The 22,630-nt window shown below is 61.7% G+C and carries 21 protein-coding genes and 2 pseudogenes; 10 read left to right on the forward strand and 13 right to left on the reverse strand.

Annotated elements, in window-relative coordinates; translation table 11 throughout:
• Positions 1-8: 8 nt before the first annotated feature.
• The 6 genes and pseudogenes from C8C89_RS19475 to C8C89_RS27410 form a co-directional block, all read right to left on the reverse strand.
• Positions 9-1,316 carry an ATP-binding protein gene (locus C8C89_RS19475; RefSeq protein ID WP_133991952.1) on the reverse strand — a complete coding sequence of 436 codons (1,308 nt, stop codon included), beginning with the start codon at positions 1,314-1,316 and terminating at the stop codon, positions 9-11.
• Positions 1,316-1,978 carry a response regulator transcription factor gene (locus C8C89_RS19480; RefSeq protein ID WP_133991955.1) on the reverse strand — a complete coding sequence of 221 codons (663 nt, stop codon included), beginning with the start codon at positions 1,976-1,978 and terminating at the stop codon, positions 1,316-1,318. Before C8C89_RS19480 ends, C8C89_RS19475 begins: the two co-directional genes overlap by 1 nt.
• Before the next feature lie 506 nt (positions 1,979-2,484).
• Entirely contained in the window at positions 2,485-2,814 is a 330-nt protein-coding gene (locus C8C89_RS19485) for a hypothetical protein (RefSeq protein WP_133991957.1), read from the reverse strand.
• Positions 2,815-3,134: 320 nt separating this feature from the next.
• Positions 3,135-3,557 (reverse strand): hypothetical protein, encoded by a 423-nt coding sequence (locus C8C89_RS19490; RefSeq protein ID WP_133991960.1) that lies wholly within the window; start codon positions 3,555-3,557, stop codon positions 3,135-3,137.
• A gap of 121 nt (positions 3,558-3,678) precedes the next feature.
• Positions 3,679-4,212, reverse strand: coding sequence for an alpha/beta hydrolase (locus C8C89_RS19495; protein ID WP_166674803.1), 534 nt, complete (start codon positions 4,210-4,212; stop codon positions 3,679-3,681).
• A 570-nt stretch (positions 4,213-4,782) separates the two neighbouring features.
• Positions 4,783-5,045, reverse strand: a pseudogene (locus tag C8C89_RS27410) (hypothetical protein); the annotation flags it as partial.
• A 306-nt stretch (positions 5,046-5,351) separates the two neighbouring features.
• On the opposite strand from C8C89_RS27410, the gene C8C89_RS19505 reads away from it, so the two are divergent.
• Together C8C89_RS19505 and C8C89_RS19510 are read left to right on the forward strand one after the other, a co-directional pair.
• Entirely contained in the window at positions 5,352-6,551 is a 1,200-nt protein-coding gene (locus C8C89_RS19505; protein WP_101484502.1) for a YbfB/YjiJ family MFS transporter, read from the forward strand.
• Positions 6,552-6,590: 39 nt separating this feature from the next.
• Positions 6,591-7,127: an ankyrin repeat domain-containing protein gene (locus tag C8C89_RS19510; protein ID WP_133991968.1), complete on the forward strand. Its 537-nt coding sequence runs from the start codon at positions 6,591-6,593 to the stop codon at positions 7,125-7,127.
• A gap of 62 nt (positions 7,128-7,189) precedes the next feature.
• Here C8C89_RS19510 and C8C89_RS19515 read toward each other — a convergent pair whose 3' ends face one another.
• The 4 genes from C8C89_RS19515 to C8C89_RS19530 form a co-directional block, all read right to left on the reverse strand.
• Positions 7,190-9,817 carry an AAA family ATPase gene (locus tag C8C89_RS19515; protein ID WP_133991971.1) on the reverse strand — a complete coding sequence of 876 codons (2,628 nt, stop codon included), beginning with the start codon at positions 9,815-9,817 and terminating at the stop codon, positions 7,190-7,192.
• Positions 9,814-10,293, reverse strand: coding sequence for a phage tail protein (locus tag C8C89_RS19520; RefSeq protein WP_243858124.1), 480 nt, complete (start codon positions 10,291-10,293; stop codon positions 9,814-9,816). The genes C8C89_RS19515 and C8C89_RS19520 overlap by 4 nt, the downstream gene beginning before the upstream one ends.
• 20 nt (positions 10,294-10,313) lie before the next feature.
• The gene (locus tag C8C89_RS19525) at positions 10,314-11,888 is read right to left on the reverse strand and encodes a phage tail sheath C-terminal domain-containing protein (RefSeq protein ID WP_133991974.1); all 1,575 of its coding nucleotides are present in this window, start codon (positions 11,886-11,888) and stop codon (positions 10,314-10,316) included.
• 383 nt (positions 11,889-12,271) lie between these two features.
• The gene (locus C8C89_RS19530) at positions 12,272-14,524 is read right to left on the reverse strand and encodes an AAA family ATPase (protein ID WP_166674804.1); all 2,253 of its coding nucleotides are present in this window, start codon (positions 14,522-14,524) and stop codon (positions 12,272-12,274) included.
• A 231-nt stretch (positions 14,525-14,755) separates the two neighbouring features.
• Here C8C89_RS19530 and C8C89_RS19535 point away from each other — a divergent pair, with 231 nt between their 5' ends.
• The 4 genes from C8C89_RS19535 to C8C89_RS19550 all read left to right on the forward strand — a co-directional run bounded on the left by C8C89_RS19535 (position 14,756) and on the right by C8C89_RS19550 (position 17,743).
• Entirely contained in the window at positions 14,756-15,595 is an 840-nt protein-coding gene (locus tag C8C89_RS19535; protein WP_133991980.1) for a universal stress protein, read from the forward strand.
• Positions 15,596-15,680: 85 nt separating this feature from the next.
• Positions 15,681-16,325, forward strand: coding sequence for a BON domain-containing protein (locus C8C89_RS19540; RefSeq protein ID WP_133991983.1), 645 nt, complete (start codon positions 15,681-15,683; stop codon positions 16,323-16,325).
• Between the two features lie 408 nt (positions 16,326-16,733).
• Positions 16,734-17,204, forward strand: coding sequence for a pyridoxamine 5'-phosphate oxidase family protein (locus C8C89_RS19545; RefSeq protein ID WP_133991986.1), 471 nt, complete (start codon positions 16,734-16,736; stop codon positions 17,202-17,204).
• A 170-nt stretch (positions 17,205-17,374) separates the two neighbouring features.
• Positions 17,375-17,743, forward strand: a complete 369-nt coding sequence (locus tag C8C89_RS19550) for a hypothetical protein (RefSeq protein WP_101481009.1) — start codon at positions 17,375-17,377, stop codon at positions 17,741-17,743.
• Positions 17,744-17,779: 36 nt separating this feature from the next.
• Here the strand turns inward: C8C89_RS19550 and C8C89_RS19555 are convergent, their stop codons facing one another.
• A complete protein-coding gene (locus C8C89_RS19555; RefSeq protein ID WP_208327735.1) occupies positions 17,780-18,424 on the reverse strand; it encodes a SagB/ThcOx family dehydrogenase in 645 nt (214 codons plus the stop codon).
• A 311-nt stretch (positions 18,425-18,735) separates the two neighbouring features.
• On the opposite strand from C8C89_RS19555, the gene C8C89_RS19560 reads away from it, so the two are divergent.
• The 4 genes from C8C89_RS19560 (at position 18,736) to C8C89_RS19575 (ending at position 21,293) form a co-directional block, all read left to right on the forward strand.
• The gene (locus C8C89_RS19560) at positions 18,736-19,164 is read left to right on the forward strand and encodes a hypothetical protein (protein WP_133991989.1); all 429 of its coding nucleotides are present in this window, start codon (positions 18,736-18,738) and stop codon (positions 19,162-19,164) included.
• A gap of 83 nt (positions 19,165-19,247) precedes the next feature.
• On the forward strand, positions 19,248-19,943 hold the full coding sequence (locus tag C8C89_RS19565; protein WP_101481007.1) for a helix-turn-helix domain-containing protein: 696 nt from the start codon (positions 19,248-19,250) through the stop codon (positions 19,941-19,943).
• Between the two features lie 2 nt (positions 19,944-19,945).
• Positions 19,946-20,779: a Crp/Fnr family transcriptional regulator gene (locus C8C89_RS19570; protein ID WP_133991992.1), complete on the forward strand. Its 834-nt coding sequence runs from the start codon at positions 19,946-19,948 to the stop codon at positions 20,777-20,779.
• A 70-nt stretch (positions 20,780-20,849) separates the two neighbouring features.
• The gene (locus C8C89_RS19575) at positions 20,850-21,293 is read left to right on the forward strand and encodes a universal stress protein (protein ID WP_101481005.1); all 444 of its coding nucleotides are present in this window, start codon (positions 20,850-20,852) and stop codon (positions 21,291-21,293) included.
• Positions 21,294-21,334: 41 nt separating this feature from the next.
• On the opposite strand, the pseudogene C8C89_RS19580 reads toward C8C89_RS19575, so the two are convergent.
• Positions 21,335-21,700, reverse strand: a pseudogene (locus C8C89_RS19580) (thymidine phosphorylase); the annotation flags it as partial.
• 234 nt (positions 21,701-21,934) lie between these two features.
• Positions 21,935-22,573, reverse strand: coding sequence for a response regulator transcription factor (locus tag C8C89_RS19585; RefSeq protein WP_133991998.1), 639 nt, complete (start codon positions 22,571-22,573; stop codon positions 21,935-21,937).
• Positions 22,574-22,630 lie beyond the last annotated feature (57 nt).

Here is a 22,630-nt window from a genome sequence, read left to right on the forward strand (position 1 = left end):
TTTTACATTCAGGCTGGCTGCGGAAAGCGCACCGTCACCTGCAAGCCCCGCCCCGCTTCCCCATCGGCCAGCGCGATATCGGCTCGGTGGTGCTCGGCGATATGGCGCACGATGGACAGGCCCAGGCCACAGCCCCAGGCGTCGTTGCCGTCGGGACGGAAGAAGCGGTCGAACAGGCGTGCATGGTGCTGGCGCGGCACGCCGGGGCCGTTGTCGGAGACGCGCAGCACGGGCCGGCCGTCTTCCACCGCCGCCTGCAAGTCGACCCTTCCGCCCTGCTGCGTGTAACGCAAGGCGTTGTCAATCAGGTTATTCAGCAACACTTGCAAACCATCGGGATCGGCCTGCACCAGCACCCTGGCCGGCAACGTATCCACCACGCCCAGGTCGATGGCGCGGCTGTCGGCCAGCGCGCTGTGATCGGCCACGGCCGCTTCCAGCAACTGCCCCAGGTCCACCGTGTGCAGCTGGCTGGCCGTCAGCGCCGTTTCGTGGCGCGCCAGACTGAGCAGTTGCCGCACCAGGTGCGTGCTGCGGTCCAGCCGTTCATGCAGACGCGCCAGCGCGACGCGGCGTTCTTCCTCGCTGCCCGCCCGCTCGGCCACCTGCAGCTGCAATTTCAGCGCCGTCAGCGGCGAACGCAATTCATGCGCGGCATCGGCAACGAAGGTACGCTGCGCCGTCAGCGCCGCCTCGAACTGCCCCATCAATCCATTCAGCGCCAGCGCCACGGGCCGCAGCTCAGGCGGCATGGCGTCGGCCACCAGCGGCGTCAGGGTATCCGGCGAACGGCCCGCCACCGATTCGGCCAGCCGGTGCAGGGGCGCCAGCGCGCGTCCCACCACGGCGACGATCAGCAACGCCAGGATCAGCGCGAACACCAGCAGGGGTGCGCCAGCGCGCATCGTCATCTGCCAGGCCAGCTGGTCGCGCACGGCCTGCGCCTGCGCCACCTGCACGTAGCGGCCGCGCCGCGTCTCGCCGTACAGGCGCCAGTCCTCGCCGCGCAAGGTGACATCGGCAAAGCCGGCCAGCGCATAGCGCGGCAGTGCCGGCTGGTCCGGCAAGACGGACAGCGGCTGGCCGTCCTCGTCCCACGCCTGCAGCGCGAACGCTTCTTCCGGCTCTTGCGCGGCGGCCAGACCCGTTTGCGGCTCGAACTCGTCGGGCAAGGCCACGGCCAGCTGGCGCAGCTGCAAATCGGCCAGTTCATTGGCTTCTTCCAGCAGCGAACGGAACAGCGAAATGCCCGCGCCGAGCACGCATAGCAAGGTGGCCGCCAGTAAACCCAGCAGCAACTGGCGGCGGATGGTCATCAAGCTGCTACCCGCATCTTGTAGCCCACGCCGCGCACGGTCTGGATGCTGTCCGCGCCCAGCTTCTTGCGCAGCTGGTAGACATACACGTCAACGGTATTGCTTTCCACTTCGCTATCCCAGCCGTACAGCTTTTCGCTCAGCTGGCGCTTCGACACCACCTTGCCCGGATGGTCAAGCAAAGCGCGCAGCACGGAAAACTCACGCGGCGGCAGCTTGATCTGTGCACCTTCATAAGTGACGTCGTGGCTGGCCAGGTCCAGGGTCAGCGCGCCATGTTCAATGACGGAGCGCGAACGGCTGACCCTGCGGCGCAGCAGCGCGCGTATGCGCGCCAGCAATTCATCGAGGTCGAACGGTTTTATCAGGTAATCATCGGCGCCGCTGTCGAGTCCTTCGACGCGTGCCGGCGTGCCATCGCGCGCCGTGATGATCAGCACGGGCAACTCGGCGCCCCGGGCACGCATCGCGCGCAACACCTCCATGCCCTCCTTGCCGGGCAAGCCCAGGTCCAGCAGCATCAAATCGTAGGCGAAACCGGCCAGCGCCAGCTCCGCATCGTGGCCATCGCGCACCCAGTCCACGGCATAGCACTCACCGCGCAAGCCCTCGACCAGGCTTTCCCCGATCATCGGATCATCCTCCACCAGTAACACGCGCACGCAGGCCCCTCACAGTCTTGAAAATACCGCTATCTTAACGCGGCTGGGAGAAGCCGGCTGGCGCCCGCCACGTCAGCAAGCAAGTGACCCGGTACGCAGGCATTGTCGCCCCTGCCCACTGACGCCGGCCGGGACCGGCGCCACGCCCTGCATCGTGGCCGAGTGCGCATCGACATATTGTATGGCCCGACGGGTCTGGCGACGACGTAGCAGTTGCCGTCGAATTGGATATGGGGGTAGACGATAGATTTGGTGGTGTCAGGCACGCCCGTCAACACTTGCCAGGCATGGATCTGGCATTTGCTCTGCGGGTTCTGCGGTTTCAGGAAGGCCAGCGCGGTCTTGTCCCGCATCTCTTCCGATACCACGTTGAAGCTGACCTGAATTGCAGTAGCTCAGACTTGAGCTGACACATCACGTCAGGCGACCGTCTGCCCCCCCAAAGCGGAAGCTCCCCTGACGCATATTCCCGCAGGAGCCACAGGGCCGGCCTTCTTGCTCCTTTTCTAATCGTATGCGCTATCCAACATATTCTCCAATATTTCTTCATCTATACGACCGATATCAACTGCAGCATCCCAATCTTGATCATAAGGTATTTCAGCAATATACAAATCGAGACCAATTTCATGAAATCCATGGATTAGTGCTCTAATTTCTTTGTCCCTAGTGACGTGATCATTAAGGAATAATTCAGTAGAATAAAATACTCCCTTTTCACCCATCGAAATCTTTTCTTTTGCCACACCAAGTGGCAACCCCGTTACCTTATGAATCAATTTCACAGCATCCAAATTATTACTTGGCATTGCGAGCGATATAGATATTTTTGACATCAATTCTTCCTTAAATAAACTAAGCGGACATTCAACAGGGGCGGCAGGGTTAGCGAGCCTCTGCTTTCGAGCAGCTCGGCTCAAAGTAGCCTCGCAAAACGACCACTATCGCCCCGAATGGACATCTTGCTCTAAGGCCAACAGTTCTTTGGCACCGTCCACATCCTTACCGTTCTTTGGCAGTCGTGTGATCAAATATTTATCAATTTTCATGCAGTACTTAAGTCCGCTGTGGCTGGTTGCCATCGTTGCCAGGCTCCGCCTCGAAGCATACATAGAGACATAGTTCTGGCGCATTCGACATATGTCACCGCAGCCGATTAAGCGTCGTGATAAACAACGCCGTATGTGTCGAACATCGCTCCAGCTAGCTCGACCATGCTTAAGCCGCTGCGCTCCCAACACGTCAGAAAGTATTCCAACTTGTCGTAAGGAGCTTCAGCGTCCATGCCGTGCAGCGCACAGATCGTGGTTCTGATACGCAACACCTCAGGGTCATCCGACAAATCGCGTCCTCGGATGGCCTCCCAAAGCCTCGCCCGGACAGCTAAGGCCTCGCTATCCGTTGCCGCGCCCTCAAGATATCGTTTAGCATCCAAAACAGAAGATTGCGCGGTAACGGGTAGACATCCGATCACCCGAGCCAGGGCGTTAACCATAAAGCGTTGAGCATCACCGTGCTCTGCCGGATCATCCAGATCAACGGTGCATGAAATAACATCAAAAGGATCACGGTGAGACATGCTGACTTTCTGAGTAAAGTTTGATTGGTCAATTGCCGACTGTCCGCTCCTGGCCGGTCGCAGTCATCGGCAGGTTCCACCCCTTAGCGGACTTTGCAATATCAAAATGATCGCCTGAACATTATTCGAGCTTTGAGTCTCGGTCGCAAGCGTATTTAGGGTGCTGCGCTGGAGCGAGGAAAGTATCGATAGCGGATACAATTTTGGCCTTCAATTGTTCACTACCAGCATCTTGCATATCCTTGTGGCGCGAGCCTTTGATGTGGACCACGCATGTACCGTAGTAGCCGCGCTCTTTCTTATTCGGCAGTACACCGGGGTCGGCAGTGGTGTCACTGGCACGAATTGTGAGGACGTGGATACCAGCTGAGCGGGGCAACGCGACCCGACGGCTGTCGAGGCTGATAAAGCTGGATACGCGGCTCGGGTTGTCAGCGGAAAACTGAGCCGAACTGTCGCCACCAAGGGAGTGCCCGACGAGAAGCAAGTGTCGCCAATCGAACTGAGGATAGCGGACTGCGGTCCCGTCGATCACGGTGGAGATCGACCGTGAAGCTACGCGGGCCATCGCCTGTAGTTGCTTCCTAATCGGCGCGTCTCGATCTAACTCTATGCCGCCAGAGCTATCTTGCAACGCGACAACCAAGTAACCCATTCGGTTGAGATTTCGTGTGACGAATGAGTAGTCTGAACCGGAAAGCCCATATCCTGGGCTAAGGATTGCAACTGGACAGGGTTGCGCACGAGTGCACGCTTGTACATTAGGTGGAACGTGAATATTCACTGGTACGGCAGCAAAGGCCATAGGAGTGCAAAACATCAGGGGAATTAAGGTGACGAGACGGCGCATTGAATCCTTTCTTGCTACGTTTGGAGGATGCTGAATCTGGGGTTACTGATGATTATCTCTGAAGTCGAACAACGAACAATGAGAATTCGATGTAACGACTACATGACGAGTTAAGGCGTAGCCTCGCAATAGGTCTGCTCCTGGCCGATATCAGACTACGGCAGCGCTTACCCTTTAACATCCTGTCAGATTTATGTACGGCCGATCAGCATGCGCGCTAACAGCGTCCGGTCACTTCGCCAAAGATTGAAAAATACTACCGCTAGAGCGAACTCTGTGATGACCGCAGTCGCAATATCAATTCCTGCTGTGCCATTTTCATACTCATAGATTCCTAGCACGGCAAGAATCAGGCAAGATATCCTTCTTGAACTGCGCTTCCTGCTTGAGTTCGGCCACGTTATCGCGGTTGAGCACATTGAAACGGTTGGACGTCTGCAGGTGCACAATCAAAAACGTTTTCAACTGGCTGCCCAGACGGTCAATGCCATCGGAAAAGATGGCGCGCATGAAATTCTCGCGCTTGTCGAACTTGCCGACAGCGCTCAGGGTGCGTGGACCAACGTGAGGACAGCCAGGGCTTGCGACGACTCCGAAGCGCAGCCAGCCAACAATGCGCCAGGTTTGTTCTTGTTCATAGTGCCCTTATGCCATGGAGGATCAGGAGCAAGCTGCAAAATTAATTGCAAGAAAGTTGATTTTCTGCTTGCAATCAAATGGGATTGCGTGTTTCATAATCTTTTCCAAAAGTAAAGGCGGAAAGGATTGCCTTATTGCCAGTGCCATGCAGCTACGGCGCATGCTTGACTTCTCAAGCTCAATTCATTAACTTGGCAGTAAAAAACGGCGTACGGTGAGTGCCACCGCGACCGACAGACCTTGCACCGCGCCCAGCCCCGGCGCCAACTCCACCGCACGCTTTCCTCTAGATGGGTCACCAGGCCATGCCGTCACACGATCATTCCCCCTCCCATCCGCTGGCCACGGCGCTGGCACTCTCGCTGGGTGCCGCCGTGGCCCTGGGCCTGTCGCGTTTTTCCTATGGCTTGCTGCTGCCGCCCATGCGTGCCGACCTGGGCTGGTCCTACCTGCTGGCCGGCGCCATGAACACCTTCAATGCGCTCGGCTATTTTCTCGGTGCCCTGGCCACGCCAGCGCTGATGCGCCGCCTGGGCGTGTGGCGCTTGCTGATCGCCGGCTCCGTGCTGGCCAGCATCTTCATGCTGATGTCGGGCCTCGTCAGCGATACGACTACCCTGTTCCTGCAGCGTGTGTGTGCGGGCGTGGCCAGCGCCTTCATGTTCATCGCCGGTGGCGTGCTGGCGGCGCGCCTCGGTTCCATGCACAGCCAGCGCGCCGGCTTCTATATCGGCCTGTACTACGGCGGCACGGGTTTCGGCATCGCGCTGTCGGCCTTGCTGGTGCCGGCCGCGTTGACATCTGCACAGGAGCATGGCGCCGCGCATGCCTGGCAATGGCCATGGCTGGCACTGGGCATCGCCTGCCTGGCCGCCACTGCCATCATGGCCCTGCCGGCGAAAGCCATCGGCGAAGCGCCACGCACCCTCGACACGCCGCTGCGCTTCGCCTGGCGCGACTTTTTCCCCAGCCTGGCCGGCTACTTCATGTTCGGCGTCGGCTACATCGGCTACATGACCTTCGTCATCGCCCTGCTCAAGCAGCAAGGCATGCCGCCTGCCTTGATCACCGTGTTCTACACGGTATTGGGCCTGGCGGTGGTGGCGTCGTCGCGCATCTGGGCACGCATGCTGGACCGCTACAGGGGCGGCGAATCGCTGGCTATATTGAATGGCGTGCTGGGCGTGGTCACCATCCTGCCTGCGCTAACCAGCTTTGTCCCCGTCGTGTTCCTGTCCGGACTGGTCTTCGGCGCCGTGTTCCTGTCGGTGGTGGCGTCGACCACGGCCCTGGTGCGGCATAACCTTCCGCAGCAATCCTGGACGGCCGGCATCAGCGCTTACACGACGGTATTCGCGCTGGGCCAGATCGTCGGCCCCATCGTGGTCGGCTGGATCGCCGACGGGCCCGCCGGCCTGGAGCGGGGGCTGATCGCCTCGGCCATCGCCCTTTTCATCGGCGCGGCGCTGGCCTCGCGGCAAAAGGCGCTGGCGCCAGCCACATAGTAGACTACAGGCATGACCCACCTTTGCGGAAAACATACGATGAACACCGATGCACGAAAAATCCCGGCAACGATGGATGCCGAAACGCTGGAATTCATCCAGGGCCTGTTCGCCCTGGTGCGCGAAGGCGACACGCAGCAACTGGGCGTCATGCTCGCCCACGGCGTGCCAGTGAACTTCCGCAACGAAAAAGGCGACAGCCTGATCATGCTGGCCAGCTACCTCGGCCACTTGGAAACGTCGCGCCTGCTGCTCGAAGCGGGCGCCGACGCCAACGTGCCCAACGACCAGGGCCAGACGCCACTGGCCGGCGTGGCCTACAAGGGCTATCTGGAGATCGCCGAACTGCTGCTGCAGCACGGCGCCAGCGTGGAAGGCGCCAGCCCGGACGGCAAGACACCGTTGATGATGGCCGCCATGTTCAACCGCCTGGCCATCTTCGACCTGCTGCTGCAGCACGGCGCGAGCATCGATGCCGTGGACAGCCGCGGCATGAATGCCGTTTCCTTGGCCAAGTCAATGAACGCGCAGGAGACGCTGGCTCGCCTGGTCAGCCTGGGGCAGACGACAGAGTAGTCGATGCAGGTATCGCCGGCAGTTTTGCGACTGCCATTGGAGAGTTCAGGAAACGCTCTGCCCTAACATCGTTTCTCCAGAAGGGGAAGGCAAGCGTCTTGGCGCAACGCGCGCCGCACGCCCCGGCGTACGTCGTCCATGCCGATTTCCTCGCTACCGCGACGCAGGCAAGCCAACGCCGCGTAGCGCAGCACGTTGATGATGGCGCCGCCGCTCAGTTCAAATTCATCGGCCAGCACATCGAGCACGCAGTCCGGCGCCAGCCGGCACGGCGGCGCAAAGGCGTCCTGCCATAGCCGCAGGCGCTCGGCGCGGTCCGGCATCGGGAAATGCAGCATCGACTGGAAGCGCCGCGCGTAGGCCTCGTCGATATCGTCCTTGAGATTAGTCGCCAGAATGGCCACGCCTGGGTAATCCTCTATCCGCTGCAACAGGCGGGCAGCGTCCTCGCTGGCGTAGCGGCCGTTGACGCCGGAGCCGCCGCTGCGCTTGCCGAACAGTGCATCAGCCGCGTCGAAGAACAAGATCCAGTCTTGCTGCTCGGCCTGTTCAAACACGCGCGCCAGGTTTTTCTCCGTCTCGCCGACATATTTCGACACCACCATCGACAGGTCGATGCGGTACACCGGCAAGCCGCTCTGCTTGCCCAGCAGCGCGGCGGTGAGCGACTTGCCGGTGCCGGGCGGGCCATAAAACAGGCTGCGGAAGCCCGGCTGGATGCGCCACTCCAATCCCCAGCCACGCAGCAGCGTGTCGCGGTGTTCGATCCAGGCGCGGATTTCGTCCACCTGGTCCTGCAGCTGCGGCGCCAGCACCAGTTGGTCCCAGTCCAAGGTGGTACTGAGGCGCCGGGCCGGAAAGTCGCCGTCGTAGTCGGGCTGGCAAGACTCCCCGGTGACCAGCAACGACAGCGCATCGCGTCCCAGTGTCAGCGGGTGATTGAACAGGGCCCGGGGCGCAGCGCCGTCGGCTGGCAACTCATCCCAGGCCAGCAAGCCCAGCCTGCGCAGCGGCGCGCCGGCGCCGAACAGGCGCTGCGTGGCCACGCGTGCCGCCAGCCGGTCGCCGGCCAGCAGAAATGACGCGGTCTCGGCTGTCGGCCAGAAGCCCCGGTGGCTACCGCCCTGCCCGCCGAATTCGCTGAACGGCAAATCCAGGCTGGCGTTGCGAATCAGAAAACTGTCCAGCGCCTGCGGACGCACATGCGGCGCCAGCGCGAGTATCAGCACCAGCCGCTCCTCGGCACTCAGCCCCCATTTGTGCAACGCCAAGGCATACGGCGCGTGCGCCGGCAAGGTGGGCGGCTCCAGCATGCAAGGAGCGTCGGCGCGCTGGAAATGATGCGCCATCGACGACGCGATGACGGCATCCAGCCAGGTCAGCTCGGCCTCCAGCGCCCTGGCGGCCGTGATCTCGCTGTCCCCGTCGGCGCTGAGGGGCAGCCCGGTCTTGCTGCACCGGGCCACGCCCTCCTTCGACATGGCCACCATCTTCGCATCCGAGTCGGTGATGGTGTTTGACTGGCCGTCATCATCCTGCACCAGCGTATGGCCGCCCGGCGTGCTGATGGTGGTGATCTTCCTGACATCCTCCGGCAATACCGTCAGCCCGCCCTGGTCCGTCGCGTATGGCGTGTCCAGCCGTGCCCACACGCCTTTGTCTTCGGCGTCAAGCATGGGCAAGCTGACACGGACGCGCAACTGGCCCTGGTGGGCGGCTTCAATCTGCAGCACGCTGCCAACCTGCAAGCCCAACACGGCCGGAGCATGCACCTGCGCGTCGTCACTGGCGAAGCAGCGCGGCGGCAGGCCGAAAGCGACCTCGGTCACCCAGTTACCTTGTTCCAGCGTGTGCTCCACACGGGCGATATACACGTCGCCGTCGAAGCGCCCACCCAGTCCGGCAAGTTTGATGGTCTTGCCCGGCACCGCCAGTGCGTTGCCCTGGAAACTCACCGTACCGCGCACGCCTGCGCCGGGCACCTCGCCGGCACTTACCGCGCTGAGCTGGTTACGCGCATCTATGTCGGCATTGAACGCGATCATCGACACGCCATAGGCGAGTAGCAGCCCGCAGCCGTTGTCGGCTTGCACCGGCGCACCGATGGCGACCTCGGTGTCGTCCACCAGCAGCACCAGGCCGCCAGCCTCGGCGCGGGCCAGCATGAAGTCCCAGTCGCTGCTGTCATAGCGCACCAGGTCCGACGGTCCGGCCACCGCACCCTCCCCTGTTCCGGCTGCCCCGCCCTGCACCAGCGTCAGCCCCTGCGCCTCCAGCAGTGCCCGCCAGATATCGGCCTCGCTCTGGCCGCGATACACGGCGCTCTTGCGGCCCGCCGTCAGTTTGACGGCGCTGTCGGTGCAGGTCAGTACCAGCTGCGAACGGCCCTTCTGGTCCATCCTCACGCCGTGCTTGACGATAATGCCCTTGAACACGGTGCTGGTGTTCTGGTGGTAGCCCATTCTGACCTCCACCATCACGCCGGGTGCCAGCGTGTCTGCCGTACTGAGCTTGAATCCCCCCATCGATGGATCGCCGTCGGCGAGCACGATGCGGGCCGTGCCCAGGCGACTGACCTCGCGCGTGACGTGCATGCTTTCGACTACATAGTCATCTGGCATGGCATGCCCGTTCAGCATGACCGTCATCGACACCAGGTCAGTCTCGCCGTCCAGCGGCGAAACGTTCATGCGGCGCCCCCGGGTGGCGGCGGAACAGCAATGACCAGGCTCTCGTAGGCGATTTCCAGCGTCTCGATCGCCACCTCGTTGCCGTCGGCTTTCAGGTCGGTGCCGCTGACCTTGGTAGGCCAGGCATTCTGCAAGGTCCAGACCATGGTCGGGTTGCCCTTCTCGTCGAGCAGCCTGATCACCATCGTTACCCGCTTGACCAGGTTCATCGAGATTTGCGCGTACCAGGCGGAGAAGCTGTTGCCCCTGGCGAAAACGCCTTTCTTCAGCGTGACATGTCCGCACTTGGCGATGCCGGGCATCTTCACGCCGGAGAACTGCTTGCTGTTGCCGGCGCGGTACTCGATGATCTGCGCATCCGCCTCCAATCCGCTCACTTCCTGGAACGCCAGGTCCTTCATGTCGCCGATGTCCACAGAAAAATGGAACTTCGGCAACGGCCATATGCCTGCGTCTTGCGCTTCACCTGCCATCATAATGACTCCTCAATAAGCGCTCAGGAAACCGGCTGTTGCTGCTGGAATGTCAGCACGATGAATTCGCCCGGATGGACCAATGCCACGCGTACCGACACGCGCATATAGCCGTTCAGGATATCGTCGCTGCTCATGGTGCTGTTCAGACCGACCTGGACGCTGAACGCATCCTGCGCCTTGGCGCCGGCCAGCGCACCCTGCGCCCACAAGTTGATCAGGAAGTTGGAAATCATATTCTGCACCGCCACCCAGGTGGTAGCCACGTTGGGCGCGAAGATATAGGCGAGCATCGCGTTCTTGATCGATTGCTCCATCATGAGCAGCGTGCGCCGCACATTGATGTAGCGCCAGTCGTCGCTGTTGCCATCGAGCGTGCGGGCGCCCCACACCACCAGGCCACGCGTGGGAATGGTGCGGATCGCGTTGACCGCCCGTCCGTCGAGCGGCATGTTCAGATCCTCCTGCTTGTCCTGCGAGATATCCACCATCGGCGAGACCGCCCCCACGATGCTGGTGTTCGCCGGCGCCATCCACACGCCACTGTTTGCATCCCTCTGCGCGTACACGCCAGCCATGGCGCAGGCAGGCGGCAGTTGGTTGGCCAGCGTCAGCATGTCGGCCGCCACGCGCTGGTACAGGGGACTCACCTGCATGAGCTGCTGATGGCCGCGCGCGATCACCTCCGTGCGGCTTTCCGTGCCGGCTGGCAGCGGAGCTACGTCGGCAGGCAGCCGCTGTCGGATGGCGGCATACAGGGTGCTCATGTGGACTTGCATCTGGGCGGAGGGTTGCGGCTTCATCGCCGCCAGTTCGCCCTTGAGCGCGTCAGCCAGCACCGCCAGCCCTGCGTCTGTGAGGTTGTCGTAGCTAATGCTGCCTGCGTCAACCACATCAAAATTAAGCCACGGATAATAGGCTGCGCCGTAATTGAGAAAATTGCTGCCGATTTTCTCGCGAAAGCCATCGTTCTTGCCGGAAATAACATCACCGTCCGGGTCATGGCTGCGCTTCGTGCCGCCGCCATGGATGTCGATCAGCGCCATGCGGCTTTGCATCGTGCTGCAATGCTGGAGCGCCGCCTGCCAGAACCTGTAGCAATCGTCTGCGCTATCGAGCAGGGTGCTGTCTGGCGCCACGATCAGCGTCACCTCCGGCACTTTTTCCAAGGCATCGAACGGTGCTACCCTATCAATAGCGGGATCAGGCTCCGGCATGAAATCCGAGGCTTGGATGCCATTAGCCTTGACGCTGGCAAAAGTTCCCACCGATAGCACGTAGGCCGGTCCGCCGCCGTTCATGAAGTACAGCTTCACACCGTGATAAAGGAAAAACCGCTGCGCCAATGCGGCGGTGAGGGTCTCCTGGTCAACGCTGGGGGCCAGCGAAAACCTCGGCACCGGTGGGCCGCCGAAGATACGCACATAGTCCAGCAGCGAGCCGATACAGGTGGGAATGCCTGCCTTGGGAACCGCTCCATCGACAGCCTTTTCGGTGTAGCCAAGAAACACCGGTATTGCCGTGGGCACCTCGATGACCGTATTGGGAAATGCATCCTGCTCGACGATATACACGCCGGGGGTCTTCAATTGCATCATCACTCCCTGTCCGGTACTGGGCTTGGAGGCTGTCGCGGCGGCCGCAAGCTGACTATCAACATACAAATAACAACGGCAAAAATCACCGTGTCAGTGATTCGTGACTAGCCAAGTTGGCACAGCCCTGGCAACCAAGTAGTAATTTTAATATGAAATTTTGCTTTTTAATAAATTAAAAGAATATTGCTGTATCCACAGTTAAAAAGAGACATTGCGCAAACAGAGCGTAGATCAACCGCCCCCTCGGCGCTTGTTCGCGTTGAGCACACCGCTTCCGGGCCGTGGGCGCCGGGTCAAGTCCCAGTGGATGGGCGTCGGAGCCGCTTCAGCAGTTCACACCACACGGCTCCCGTGGAGGCAGATCATGTCGTGTTCCGATGCGGCTAGTATGCTGCGGCGCGCCGCAGCAAGGCCTGGCGCAGCTGTTCCACCAGCAACGCCAACGCTGCGGCGTCAAATTCGGGACCGTTGGCGATCTCGATGACGTCAGCCGCTTCGTCCGGACGCAAGCCTTGACCGGCGCAGCGCTCCATCTGGCCGGCGAGAACGGCCATGTCCGCATCGGATGGGTCGGTACCGGCTCGCGCACGGGAGGCCAGACGGGACGCCAGCACGGGCAACGGCGCATCGACGTGCAGCAGCAGGAACGGCACCTGGCTGCGGCGCGCAAAGGCGCGAAAGGCCAGGCGCCGGCGGCGCTCCAGGAAAGTGGCGTCCACCACCATCACGAAGCCGGCCGCCAGCCCTTGCTGTGCGAGCTGCGCCAGCCGCCGGTAGGTCGCTGCGTTACCGGCCTGGTCATACATCCCCTGCGCAGGCGAAGCTGTGGTGCCGGTGGCGGCCGGCCCCGCAAACAGGCGCTTGCGCTCGACATCCGAGCGCATACGCACCGCCTCCAGCCCTTCGACCAGCGCATTGCACAGCCATGACTTGCCGCTGCCGGCCAGTCCGCAGGAGATCAGCAGCGCCGGCGAGGCCGGTGCGATGCACGCATGCGCGAAGGCCAGATAGCGCTGCGCCTGCAGCAACGCCGCAGAGCGTCCACGGCCGCCAGCCCGGGAGCGCAACAGGAACACCTTGCAGCGCACCAGTGCCCGCTGCACCCGGTAATACGGCAGCAGCGCCAGGCTGCCGTAGTCACCGCAACGCCCCAGATAATCGTTCAGCAAGCGGGCGGCCAGACCGCGGCGGCCCTGGCATTGCAAGTCCATCCAGGCAAAAGCCAGGTCCTGCGCCACGTCGATCCAGCGCAATGCGGTGTTAAATTCAATGCCGTCAAACACGCGAACCTGTCCGGCCAGGGTCAGGATGTTGCTGCAATGCAAATCACCATGGCATTCGCGCACCCAGCCATCAGCCTTGCGGCGGGTAAACAGCGGCGCCAGGGCCTGCTCCTGCCGTGTCAACCAGGCAGCAATCTCGTCGAGCATGGCTCGCTGGCGCGTGTCGTCGAGTACGGCGGCAATGCCAGCCACATCCTCGTGGGTGCGGGCAACGATCAATGCACCGTTGCCCCAGGGCGACTGGCGTGTCGCCCGCGCAGCGCCCGCATGAAAATCCGCCAGCAACAACGCAAGAGCGCTGACTTCATCCGCGCCTAGCTGGCTGGCATTCAAGCGCGCCTGCCACAGGGCGGACTGCTCAAAGCGACGCATGCGCACGGCGTACTCGATTACCGGGCCCTCGCCGTCGATGGCGGGACAGGCCCGCGTACCGGTAATGCTTGCCAAGCCCAGGTACAATTCCGGCGCCAGGCGCCGATTCAAGCGCAACTCTTCCTCGCATGCATACCGCCGCGCTGACAGGGTACTGTAATCGAGCACGTCGCGATGCAGGGCCGTCTTGAACTTGTAGGCCAGGTCGCCCACCAGCATGATGCGTGAAATATCGGTGACGATGACCTGCACCGGCGCACCTTCGCTGTCGAGGCGATGGGCCAGACGGCGCAATAGCCTGGTTTGCCGCAAAACCTCGTACTCCTCCACGTGGCTTTGCCTGCTATCCGGCCACTGCTGCTCGCTTTGCGGCATGTGCATCGGCCCCTGCGCGACGAGGGGCAGTACACCGGTCTGCCTGGCTACATTGTCGCCGAATCGCACAGCGTTGCCCTGCGCGGCCGGGTTTCGCCGGAGAGCATGGATGTCGCCATTGACATGGGAAGGCAGCCGTCTTTTCCATCGTATTTCACTGCAAGGGCCTGCGGGCGCCAGGGCAATGCGGTTCTCGACGCCGCGCACCCCGCACAAGGCATACACTGCTTCCTCGGCCCGCTTGCGCTGATAGTTCCAGCACAGCGTCCCTTCGAGCCGCAGCATGCCGTGCTGTGCCAGCACCGCGATGGCGTCGGCGGAGCTGGGAAATTGCGCCTTGACGGCCGCCACCGCCGCGCGCGCCAGGTCCGCATCCGGGCGCTTCTCGCCCAACAGCGCCACCTCGATGTTATTGAGCACGCCAGCCACCCCGGCCATGCCTGCGGCACAGCGCCCGGCCCGCATCTTGTCGGGAAAACAATGCACGCGTCCCGACAAGGCGACGACACCGTGATTGACGGACACCACGATGGAAGGCGGCCCTATCCGGGCAACAAAGCTGAGTTCATGCTCTACATTTTGCTTGACTTCAGCATCGGTCAACATGCTTTCCTCCTGGGGCCAGACGCCGTGGGCAAACCGCCTCTTCTTGCTGTGCATCAGCTTTCCGGCAGGATCCTAGCATGGCCACTCCGCCAGAAAACATGATCCGGATCACTGCTTGCCCTGCGCCAGTTCCCAAAAGCCATGAATTGATGGCTGGCTTGACCTGGATCAGTTGGCGCTCATTACAGGCAAGGCTGAAACACGTATCGTAAGTCTTTTCTGGAGGCCACCATGTACAAGACCATCCTGATGTATGCCGACCAGTTTTCCGGTTTCGAACGGCGCCTGCAAGTGGCAGCGGCACTCGCCAGCAAAGCCGACTCGCATTTGATAGGCACTGTGGCCAGCGGCGGGCCGCAACTCGATTACCTGGTCTACGGGGCGGTAACGCTGGCGCCGCCCCCGCCGATCGATCACGAGCCCTTGCGCGACGCGGCGCGGGAACAGCTGGCCCGCTTCGACGAGCGCTGCCGCCAGCTCGGCGTCGCCTCGTACGAAACCCGCTTTCAGGATAGCAGCGCGGCCGATGCGCTGATACTGCAATCGCTGTACTGCGATCTGGTCATTACGGGCCAGAGCGACCTGAGCGACCGGTCGCTCATCTGGTCGACCCGCCTGCCCGCGTATCTCGCGCTGCACAGCGCCCGTCCCTTGCTGGTCATACCCGATGGCGATGGCCCGGTGACCACCCCCGGCCGCTCCATCGTCATCGGCTGGAATGCCACTGCCGAGGCCAGCCGCGCGGTGGCTGGCGCGCTGCCGCTGCTGCGTCGGGCGCAGCGTGTGCAAATCGTCGTCCTGAACCCGCGCCAGCATTATGGGCAGCATGGACAGGAGCCAGGAGCCGACCTGGCCACCTACCTGGTGCGCCATGGCGTGCGGGCGGAAGTCATTCGCAGCGAAACCACCGAAGAATGCGGTACGGCATTGTGCCGCCTGGCCCAGGAGAGCGGCGCGGACCTGATTGTGGCAGGGGCTTTCGGCCGCAGCCGCTTCCAGGAATGGGTGCTCGGCGGGACGACGCAAAGCCTGCTGAGCCAGTCACGCTTGCCGGTATTGCTGGGCCATTGAGCGGCGTCGCCGCCCGGCCGCTTGCGCACTGCTGATGCCGAGGCGCAGGCAGCAAGCGCCTTTTCATCCTCCAGGGAGCACACTCATGATCACCGACAACGACATCAAGGCGCAAGTCGAACAGGAATTGCTGTGGGATGCACGCATTAATCCCAGCCACATCGGCATCTCGGTCAACGACCGTGTCGTCACGCTGTCGGGCTTTGTGCATGCCTACAGCCACAAGCTGCACGCCGAGCGCGACGCGCAATGCCTCGCTGGCGTGCTGGGCGTGGCCAATGACATCGAGGTGCGCCCCCACTCGCGGCTGGACGCGGAAATTGCCCACGATGCCATCGCCGCCATCGCACTGCAACTGCCCGTGTCCTCAAAAACGATCAAGGTCATCGTCGAGCATGGCCATGTCAGGCTGGAAGGCACGGTTGACTGGAACTACCAGCGCGAGCACGCCCAGATGGCACTGCGCCATGTCCATGGCATACGCAGCATCGAGAGCGCCATCGATATCAGCCACAAGGCCATCCCGGCCGATATCAAGGCGCGCATCCAGGCAGCCCTCAAGCGCAGCGCCCTGATCGAGGCCAGCGGCATCAAGGTCGAGGCGGATGGCGATGCGGTCATCCTGAGCGGCAAGGTACGTTCCTGGACTGAACGCGACGAGGTCGAGCGCGCGGCCTGGATGGCGCCTGGCATCACTGCCGTCACGAACCAGCTTCAGGTTGGCAACTGAAGCGACCTCCCATATGGGCGGGACACCGGCATCGAGGATTCGGCAGCCCTTCAGTGCGCATGGCGCTACCGTTTCCCGCTGCCGCCCATCGTGTCCCGGCTCCTGCTCCAGCTGCTCGATACGCGCCTGCCGTTTGCGATTACGCTGAGTCATGTCTGCCGCACCTTGATGTAGTCTGAGCAGCATGTTCGCGCTGCCACCCGTCCACTGTAGCGCGTCGCGATAACGTTGCCTTCCTGGTACTTTTAGGCATATCACATTAACGCTACAAAGTCGCTGGCGTCTGCGGCACGCCGGCCGGGCAGCATCGCAGGCACATGATCTGGCGCCTTGCCAAACACCGTGCAACTTACTACTATCAAAGTCCGGGCCCAGTGCGCCCACCGTGCATTGCGTCAAGGAGCCATCATGATGCCGCTGGACTCATCCCATCGCCAGTTCATTGCCGATGTACTCGCAGCCACGCCGGACATGGCCCTGGCCACCGTGCGTCCGGATGGCTACCCTCAGACGACGGTGGTCAGTTACGTGCACGACGACCTGACGCTGTATTGCAGCATCGGCCTGAACAGCCAGAAAGCGCATAATATCCGGCAGCACGACAAGGTCTCTCTGGCCATTACGCCCCCGTACCATGACTGGCAGCATATCCGCGGCCTTTCCATGGCGGGCACGGCAACCCTGGTCGACAATGCCAGCGAAAACGAGCAGGTGGCCGACCTGATGCTGTTTCGCTTTCCCCAACTGCGCGACGTCATGGGGGCCAACACGGCCGCGCCGTGGCCTGGCCTCGTCTTCCTGCGCATCAAGCCAAGCGTCATTTCCTTGCTGAACTATGAACTGGGGTTCGGCAACACCGAATTATTTGCTGTCAGCTGATACATGGCGCGTCACCGGCTTTGCGCCTGGGCATGGCAGATTAATGTCGCGCTTGATACGCATCAATTCACCGCCTTCCGCTGCGGATGCCGGCTACTACACTGACGTCATCACTGCGTTTCCCGCAGCAAACCCTGCGTGCCGCGACACGCCTACGCCGGAGAGCCAACATGCCCGACATCAACATCAACTTTGCCAAGCTGCTCACTTCGGGCAGCAGCAGCTTGCTCGATCACTACCATGCGATGGCGGAGCACACACTCGACAATGGCGCAGACGCCGCGCGCCTGACACTGCATTACCTGCAAGACTTGTCACAGGCAAACATGAACACGCTGCTCCAGCGCGTGCAAGAGAAAGGCGTCGCCCACCTGTACGAGTTCGATGCTGCCAGTTTGAAAGCGCAATGCACACTGGGCGATGATTACCGCGTGAATCTGTTCGCCATCCTGCTGGACATGCAACGCACCTTGGTGGAAGGCGGCAGTTCGACCCTCTATGACGGCTACAAGCAGTGGCAGAAAATCGGCTCGTCCTAGTCAGGTGCCGCATGCCCTCCCCAGCCGCCCCGACACTCAGGAGTAGCGCGGTGGCGCCGCGACAGCCAGCGGATGGCCAAGCGATTGCGCCAGCATCACGTGGTGTCCATCCGCCAAGCCCATGGCCGCGGCCAGCTCTCCCTGGTCGAACCAGCCACGCGATACCACCGCCAGGCCCTCGGCGGCGCAAAACAGGTACACGTTCTGGCTGATGTGACCGGCGTCGAGGGCGGCAAACAGCAACTGCCTGGCCTGCTCCTCGGGCGGCATCCGCGACAAATTGGCGACATACAGCAGGTTGACGGGCGCCGTCGCCACGAAATCCTGCTTCCCCGTCACGGCCCGGATATCGACAGTGCTCAGTTGCCGCAGTGATGGCGCCACCGGATCATATCGGTACAGGCCGCTGGACATGGCGACATAAATCTCAATTTCCTGCGCATTGCAAACGGATGGCGCCGTTCGATGGCCCGTGCTGGGGCGGTTGCAGCCATCGGCGGCCCACAGCAGGCGCGAGAGCCGGTACCAGGACAGCTCGTGCTCGCTGAATTCGCGCTGCGACTGGCGCAATTTCAACACCTCGATGAGGGCCATGCCCAGGGCACTGATATCGGCATCGAGTTCGAACGTACCCGGCCCCATCAACGGCAAAGGTTCGCTTGTCAGTGCATTTTTCTTCACTTCCCCTCCATTACCTGAAAATCGGCTGGCCAAGCTCCCGTCGCCGTATCGCCGGGCGTTCGCGGGCAGCGGCAACCGTGTACCCAAGCTCACTATAAAGGGTGAATTTCCACTTGTCTGTCCGAACAATGATCGATATCAAAAGCGACGGTAATCGGCAGACGCAGGCCTAGCCCGGGTGACAGCCATCGCGGATGGCACAGGGGCTGCACAACACTATTCAAGCGCGGTATTGATACAGATCATGGCAAGCGGTGGCTGCCTGCCTGTAGTGTGAAAGGCAGTTGCCCCCCTAAAACAGGAGTAAGGCCATGATTGCCCATATAAAACCGCTTGGCAGCGTGCTGTGCGGCATCCTGCTCGCTTGCGTTCCCATGCTCGCCCTAACCCAGCCGAAGGATGGACTTGTGTCCGACCAGGAAATCGCAAGAGTGCAGTTGCAAGCGACGGCAAATGAGCATGTCGACAACGCGCGCACTGCTGTGGCCTTGCTGGAAAAGGATACGCTGATGACGGAAGCGCTGCGCTGGTCGAAAGGAGTCTTCATACTGCCCTCCTGCCGCCGCGCCACGCTGGCCTTCGGCGCCAGCGGCGGCACCGGTGTACTGCTGCGCAAGCGGGAGAATGGCAGCTGGAGCGCTCCCGCCTTCTTCAAACTGGGCACCGGGCTGCAGACCGGCGTGGAAGCGGGGCCATTCGTGTCCCTGTCGCTCAACGACTGCGCAATGCCGGACCGCTAGCGGCGGGAGCATGAGGCGATGGTTTCCCTGACTATCTTAGTGCACAGGCGGCTGGTTCGCGCGCCCTGGCAAGCGAGGACGTAATGCACAATGACACTACACCTGCCGCTCGCGGGTTTCCCGATCACATCGCCGGTGGGCAGCGCCAGTGGATCAGGCGCAATACCAGCCTGTATCGTTCTGGAGATCGCGTCACCGATTGCGTGTTTTTCATACACGCCGGCAGTTTCAAGCACTATCGTACGGATGAGACGGGGGCAAGGAAAATCACCTGTTTCCCTGCCCGCGGGGATTTCCTTGCGCTCGACAGTATCGGGCTTGACTGGCATCCCTGTACCGCCGTGGCGCTGGAAGACAGCGAAGTGTATGTGATCAGCTACGCCATATTGCGCCAGCAGCTGACCATATTGCACCACCTGCTCGCATTGAGCATCCGGGAAATGCGCGCAGGCACAGTGCAAATGCATCAGGCCACGGCCGAGCAGCGACTGGCCGCTTTTCTGCTTGAGCGGGCCAGGCACACCCGCCTGGAAGGCACGCCGCCATGCTATCGCTTGCCCATGTCGCGTTGCGACATAGGCAACTACCTGCACCTGTCGCCGGAAAGCGTCAGCAGGGTCATGCATCACTTCAAGCAAGCCGGTCTCATTTTGCTGGAAAACCGCTATATCGTGCTCCTTGATGCCGGCGCAATGGAAACGATCGCCACTGCCGCGCACCCAGCTTCACCCCATGCTGCCCGCTCCCCCTTTGCCATCAGCCACTCTTCGACGAGCTAATCATGTACGAGACCTCCAGTTCCGCCAGCGATGCGGCCTCTCCTCTTCCATGCTCCGAGTGCAGCACGCGCGGCGTATGCTTGCCAGCAGACATGAGCGACGCGGACTGCGGCAGGGTCAGCGGCCTGGTGCTGCAGCAGCATCACCTGGTGCGGGGCGATGCCTTGCAAGGAGTCAATGAACCGGTGCGCGGTCGCTGGTATGCCGTTCGCAGTGGCCAGTTCAAGTCCTTTCAGGCAGACCAGCATGGAAAACCCTGTATTACCAGGTTCGCCAGTGAAGGCGACCTGCTGGGACTCGACAGCCTCGACCTCGATCGCTACACCGACTCAACGACGGCGCTCTGCGACAGCACAGTGTGCGAGTTTTCCTATCCCCAACTCATTGAAGCGGCGCGGCACTTTCCTGGACTTGCGCGTTCGCTGGAATGGCGGCTGAGCAAGCAATTGGGGCAACAGCAGGAGCTGGGCCTGCTGGTCCGGTGTGATTATGCGGAACAGAAATTCGCGCAGTTCCTGTCGCACCAGGCCTGGAAAGGCGGCGACCAGAACGATCACGTGCCTCAATTGCACCTTGCCTTGTCGCGCAAGGAGATTGCCGACTACCTTGACCTGACGCATGCCACCGTCACGCGCATGATCTCGCACCTGCAGGAGCTCGGCATCATCTCCGTCAGATATCGCCAGCTTCGCCTGCTCGACCGCCCTGCCCTGCATCAGATTGCCGCAGGGCAGCATCCTGCATCGAAAGGAAGTGCGAGTACGGCAAGCGACAATACCGACCATCACCCGGCGTGGCAGCCCATGCCAGGCATACATTTGCTGTCGCCAGAATGATCAGGATCATGGTTACTCTGCAGTATAAACGTCACACTGGACGCACCACAACAAGTTTGAGGAGAGCACCATGTTCAAGCACATATTGGTTCCAACGGATGGTTCGCCCGCCTCGAGGCCTGCGCTGCTGTCGGCCATCGCGCTGGCGCGATCGTGCGGCGCGCGCATTACCGCGCTGCATGTGGTGCCGGATTTTCACGTCCTCAGCCATGATACGGAGATGCTGGAGGCGACCCGCACAACTTATCTGGACGAAAGCATGGAGAACGGCAAGAGAGTGCTCGATTTCGTCTGCGGGCAGGCGCGCGAAGCCGGTGTCGAGTGTGGCACCTTCCTGACGCGCTCCGATCACCCCCACGAAAAAATACTCGAGACGGCCGAGGCAAACGGCTGCGACCTGATCGCCATGGGGACGCATAGCAAATTCGGCTTGAAAGGCGTGCTGCTGGGCAGCGAAACACACAAAGTCCTCGTGCACAGCCCTCTGCCGGTGCTGGTCTTTCGTGCCGCCTGAGCACGCTCGGAAGCCTGGTCCAGCGCCGGCCAGACCGGCGCCTACCCCGCCTCGCCGATCGTGACGAGATTATCCTGCGACTGTGCATAGGCAAGCGCATACGCGAGTTCGCCGGGGGAGCCTGCGTGCAAGGTAAACAGCGGTTGCCCCACCGCCACCAGCGTAACTAGCGACGCATGAAATACCATGCCTGCCGCCGGCGTCTTGGGTGCGCCGGCCAGCTTGGCTGTCCGGGCGAGCAGTCGGTTGTCGATGGCCATGACCGTGCCGGCACCCTGGGACGCCTTGCCGGCGAGCTCCAGCAAGCCTGCGGCCAGCGCCCGCTGGCGCAAGTCATCCGGCCCACCGCTGTGATTCTGCAACACGGCCAGCACGTCGAGCGCTTCGCGCGCCGGACCGATGCCGCGTCTTCTGCCGAAGCGTCACTGCTTATACCCCTGGAGCAGGCCGCAATCGACCAGAATCCGTTCATTCCCGCTGGTGAGCAGATATTGCGAACCAGTGACCGTCTCCGTCGCGCCCAAAAACGTCAGTTGCAGCATTGCCCCCAAGTCAGCAGCACAACGTTCAGTCGCTACTGGACGTCCGGTCCCATGGCGCGCGTGTGACGCGGCTTCCTTGCCGACAGAGCCCTGACTAGCCTACAGCATGCCAAGTTCCAGCGCATAGCGGGTCAAATCGGCGTTACATGCCATTTTCATCTTTTTCAGAACGCGTGCACGGTAACTGGTGACGGTATTCGGGCGCAAATTCAATGCGGTGCCGATCTGCACCAGCGACTGGCCAGCGGCGATGCGCTGGAACACTTGCAATTCGCGCTCGGACAGATTCTCGTGCGCACCCAGCGGCCCCTGCGCAACCAGCATTCCCAGCCGCTCCGCCATTTCCTCGCTGACATATTTCCCTCCAGACCCCACCTTGCGCACGGCCTGCACCAGCACGTCGGCTGAAACATCCTTGGTCAGGTAGCCAGCTGCTCCCAAATGCAGCGCCCGCAAGCCATAGACTTCCTCCGAGTAATGACTCAGTACCACCACTGGCATGCGCGGCCTGGTCAACCGCAGCATTTGCAATAGTTGCAAACCGCTCTTGCCTGGCATGGCAATGTCAACGAGGGCGACATCGAATTCCTCGGAAGCAATACGTTCGCTCGCGTCGTCAAAGGATGCCGCCTGGGCAGCAACGCAAATGTCCGTTGCCGTGCCCAGCATCAGCGACACGCCATTGCGCGCGATGGCATGGTCGTCAACCAAGAGCACCCGAATGTTTTTCGCTTCCATGACCGACGTCCTGAACATGCCTAGCCTAGCGTGAATCGATGATTTTCATGCATTTGA

The organism is Janthinobacterium sp. 75 (genome assembly GCF_004365495.1).
Lineage (GTDB): Bacteria > Pseudomonadota > Gammaproteobacteria > Burkholderiales > Burkholderiaceae_D > Janthinobacterium.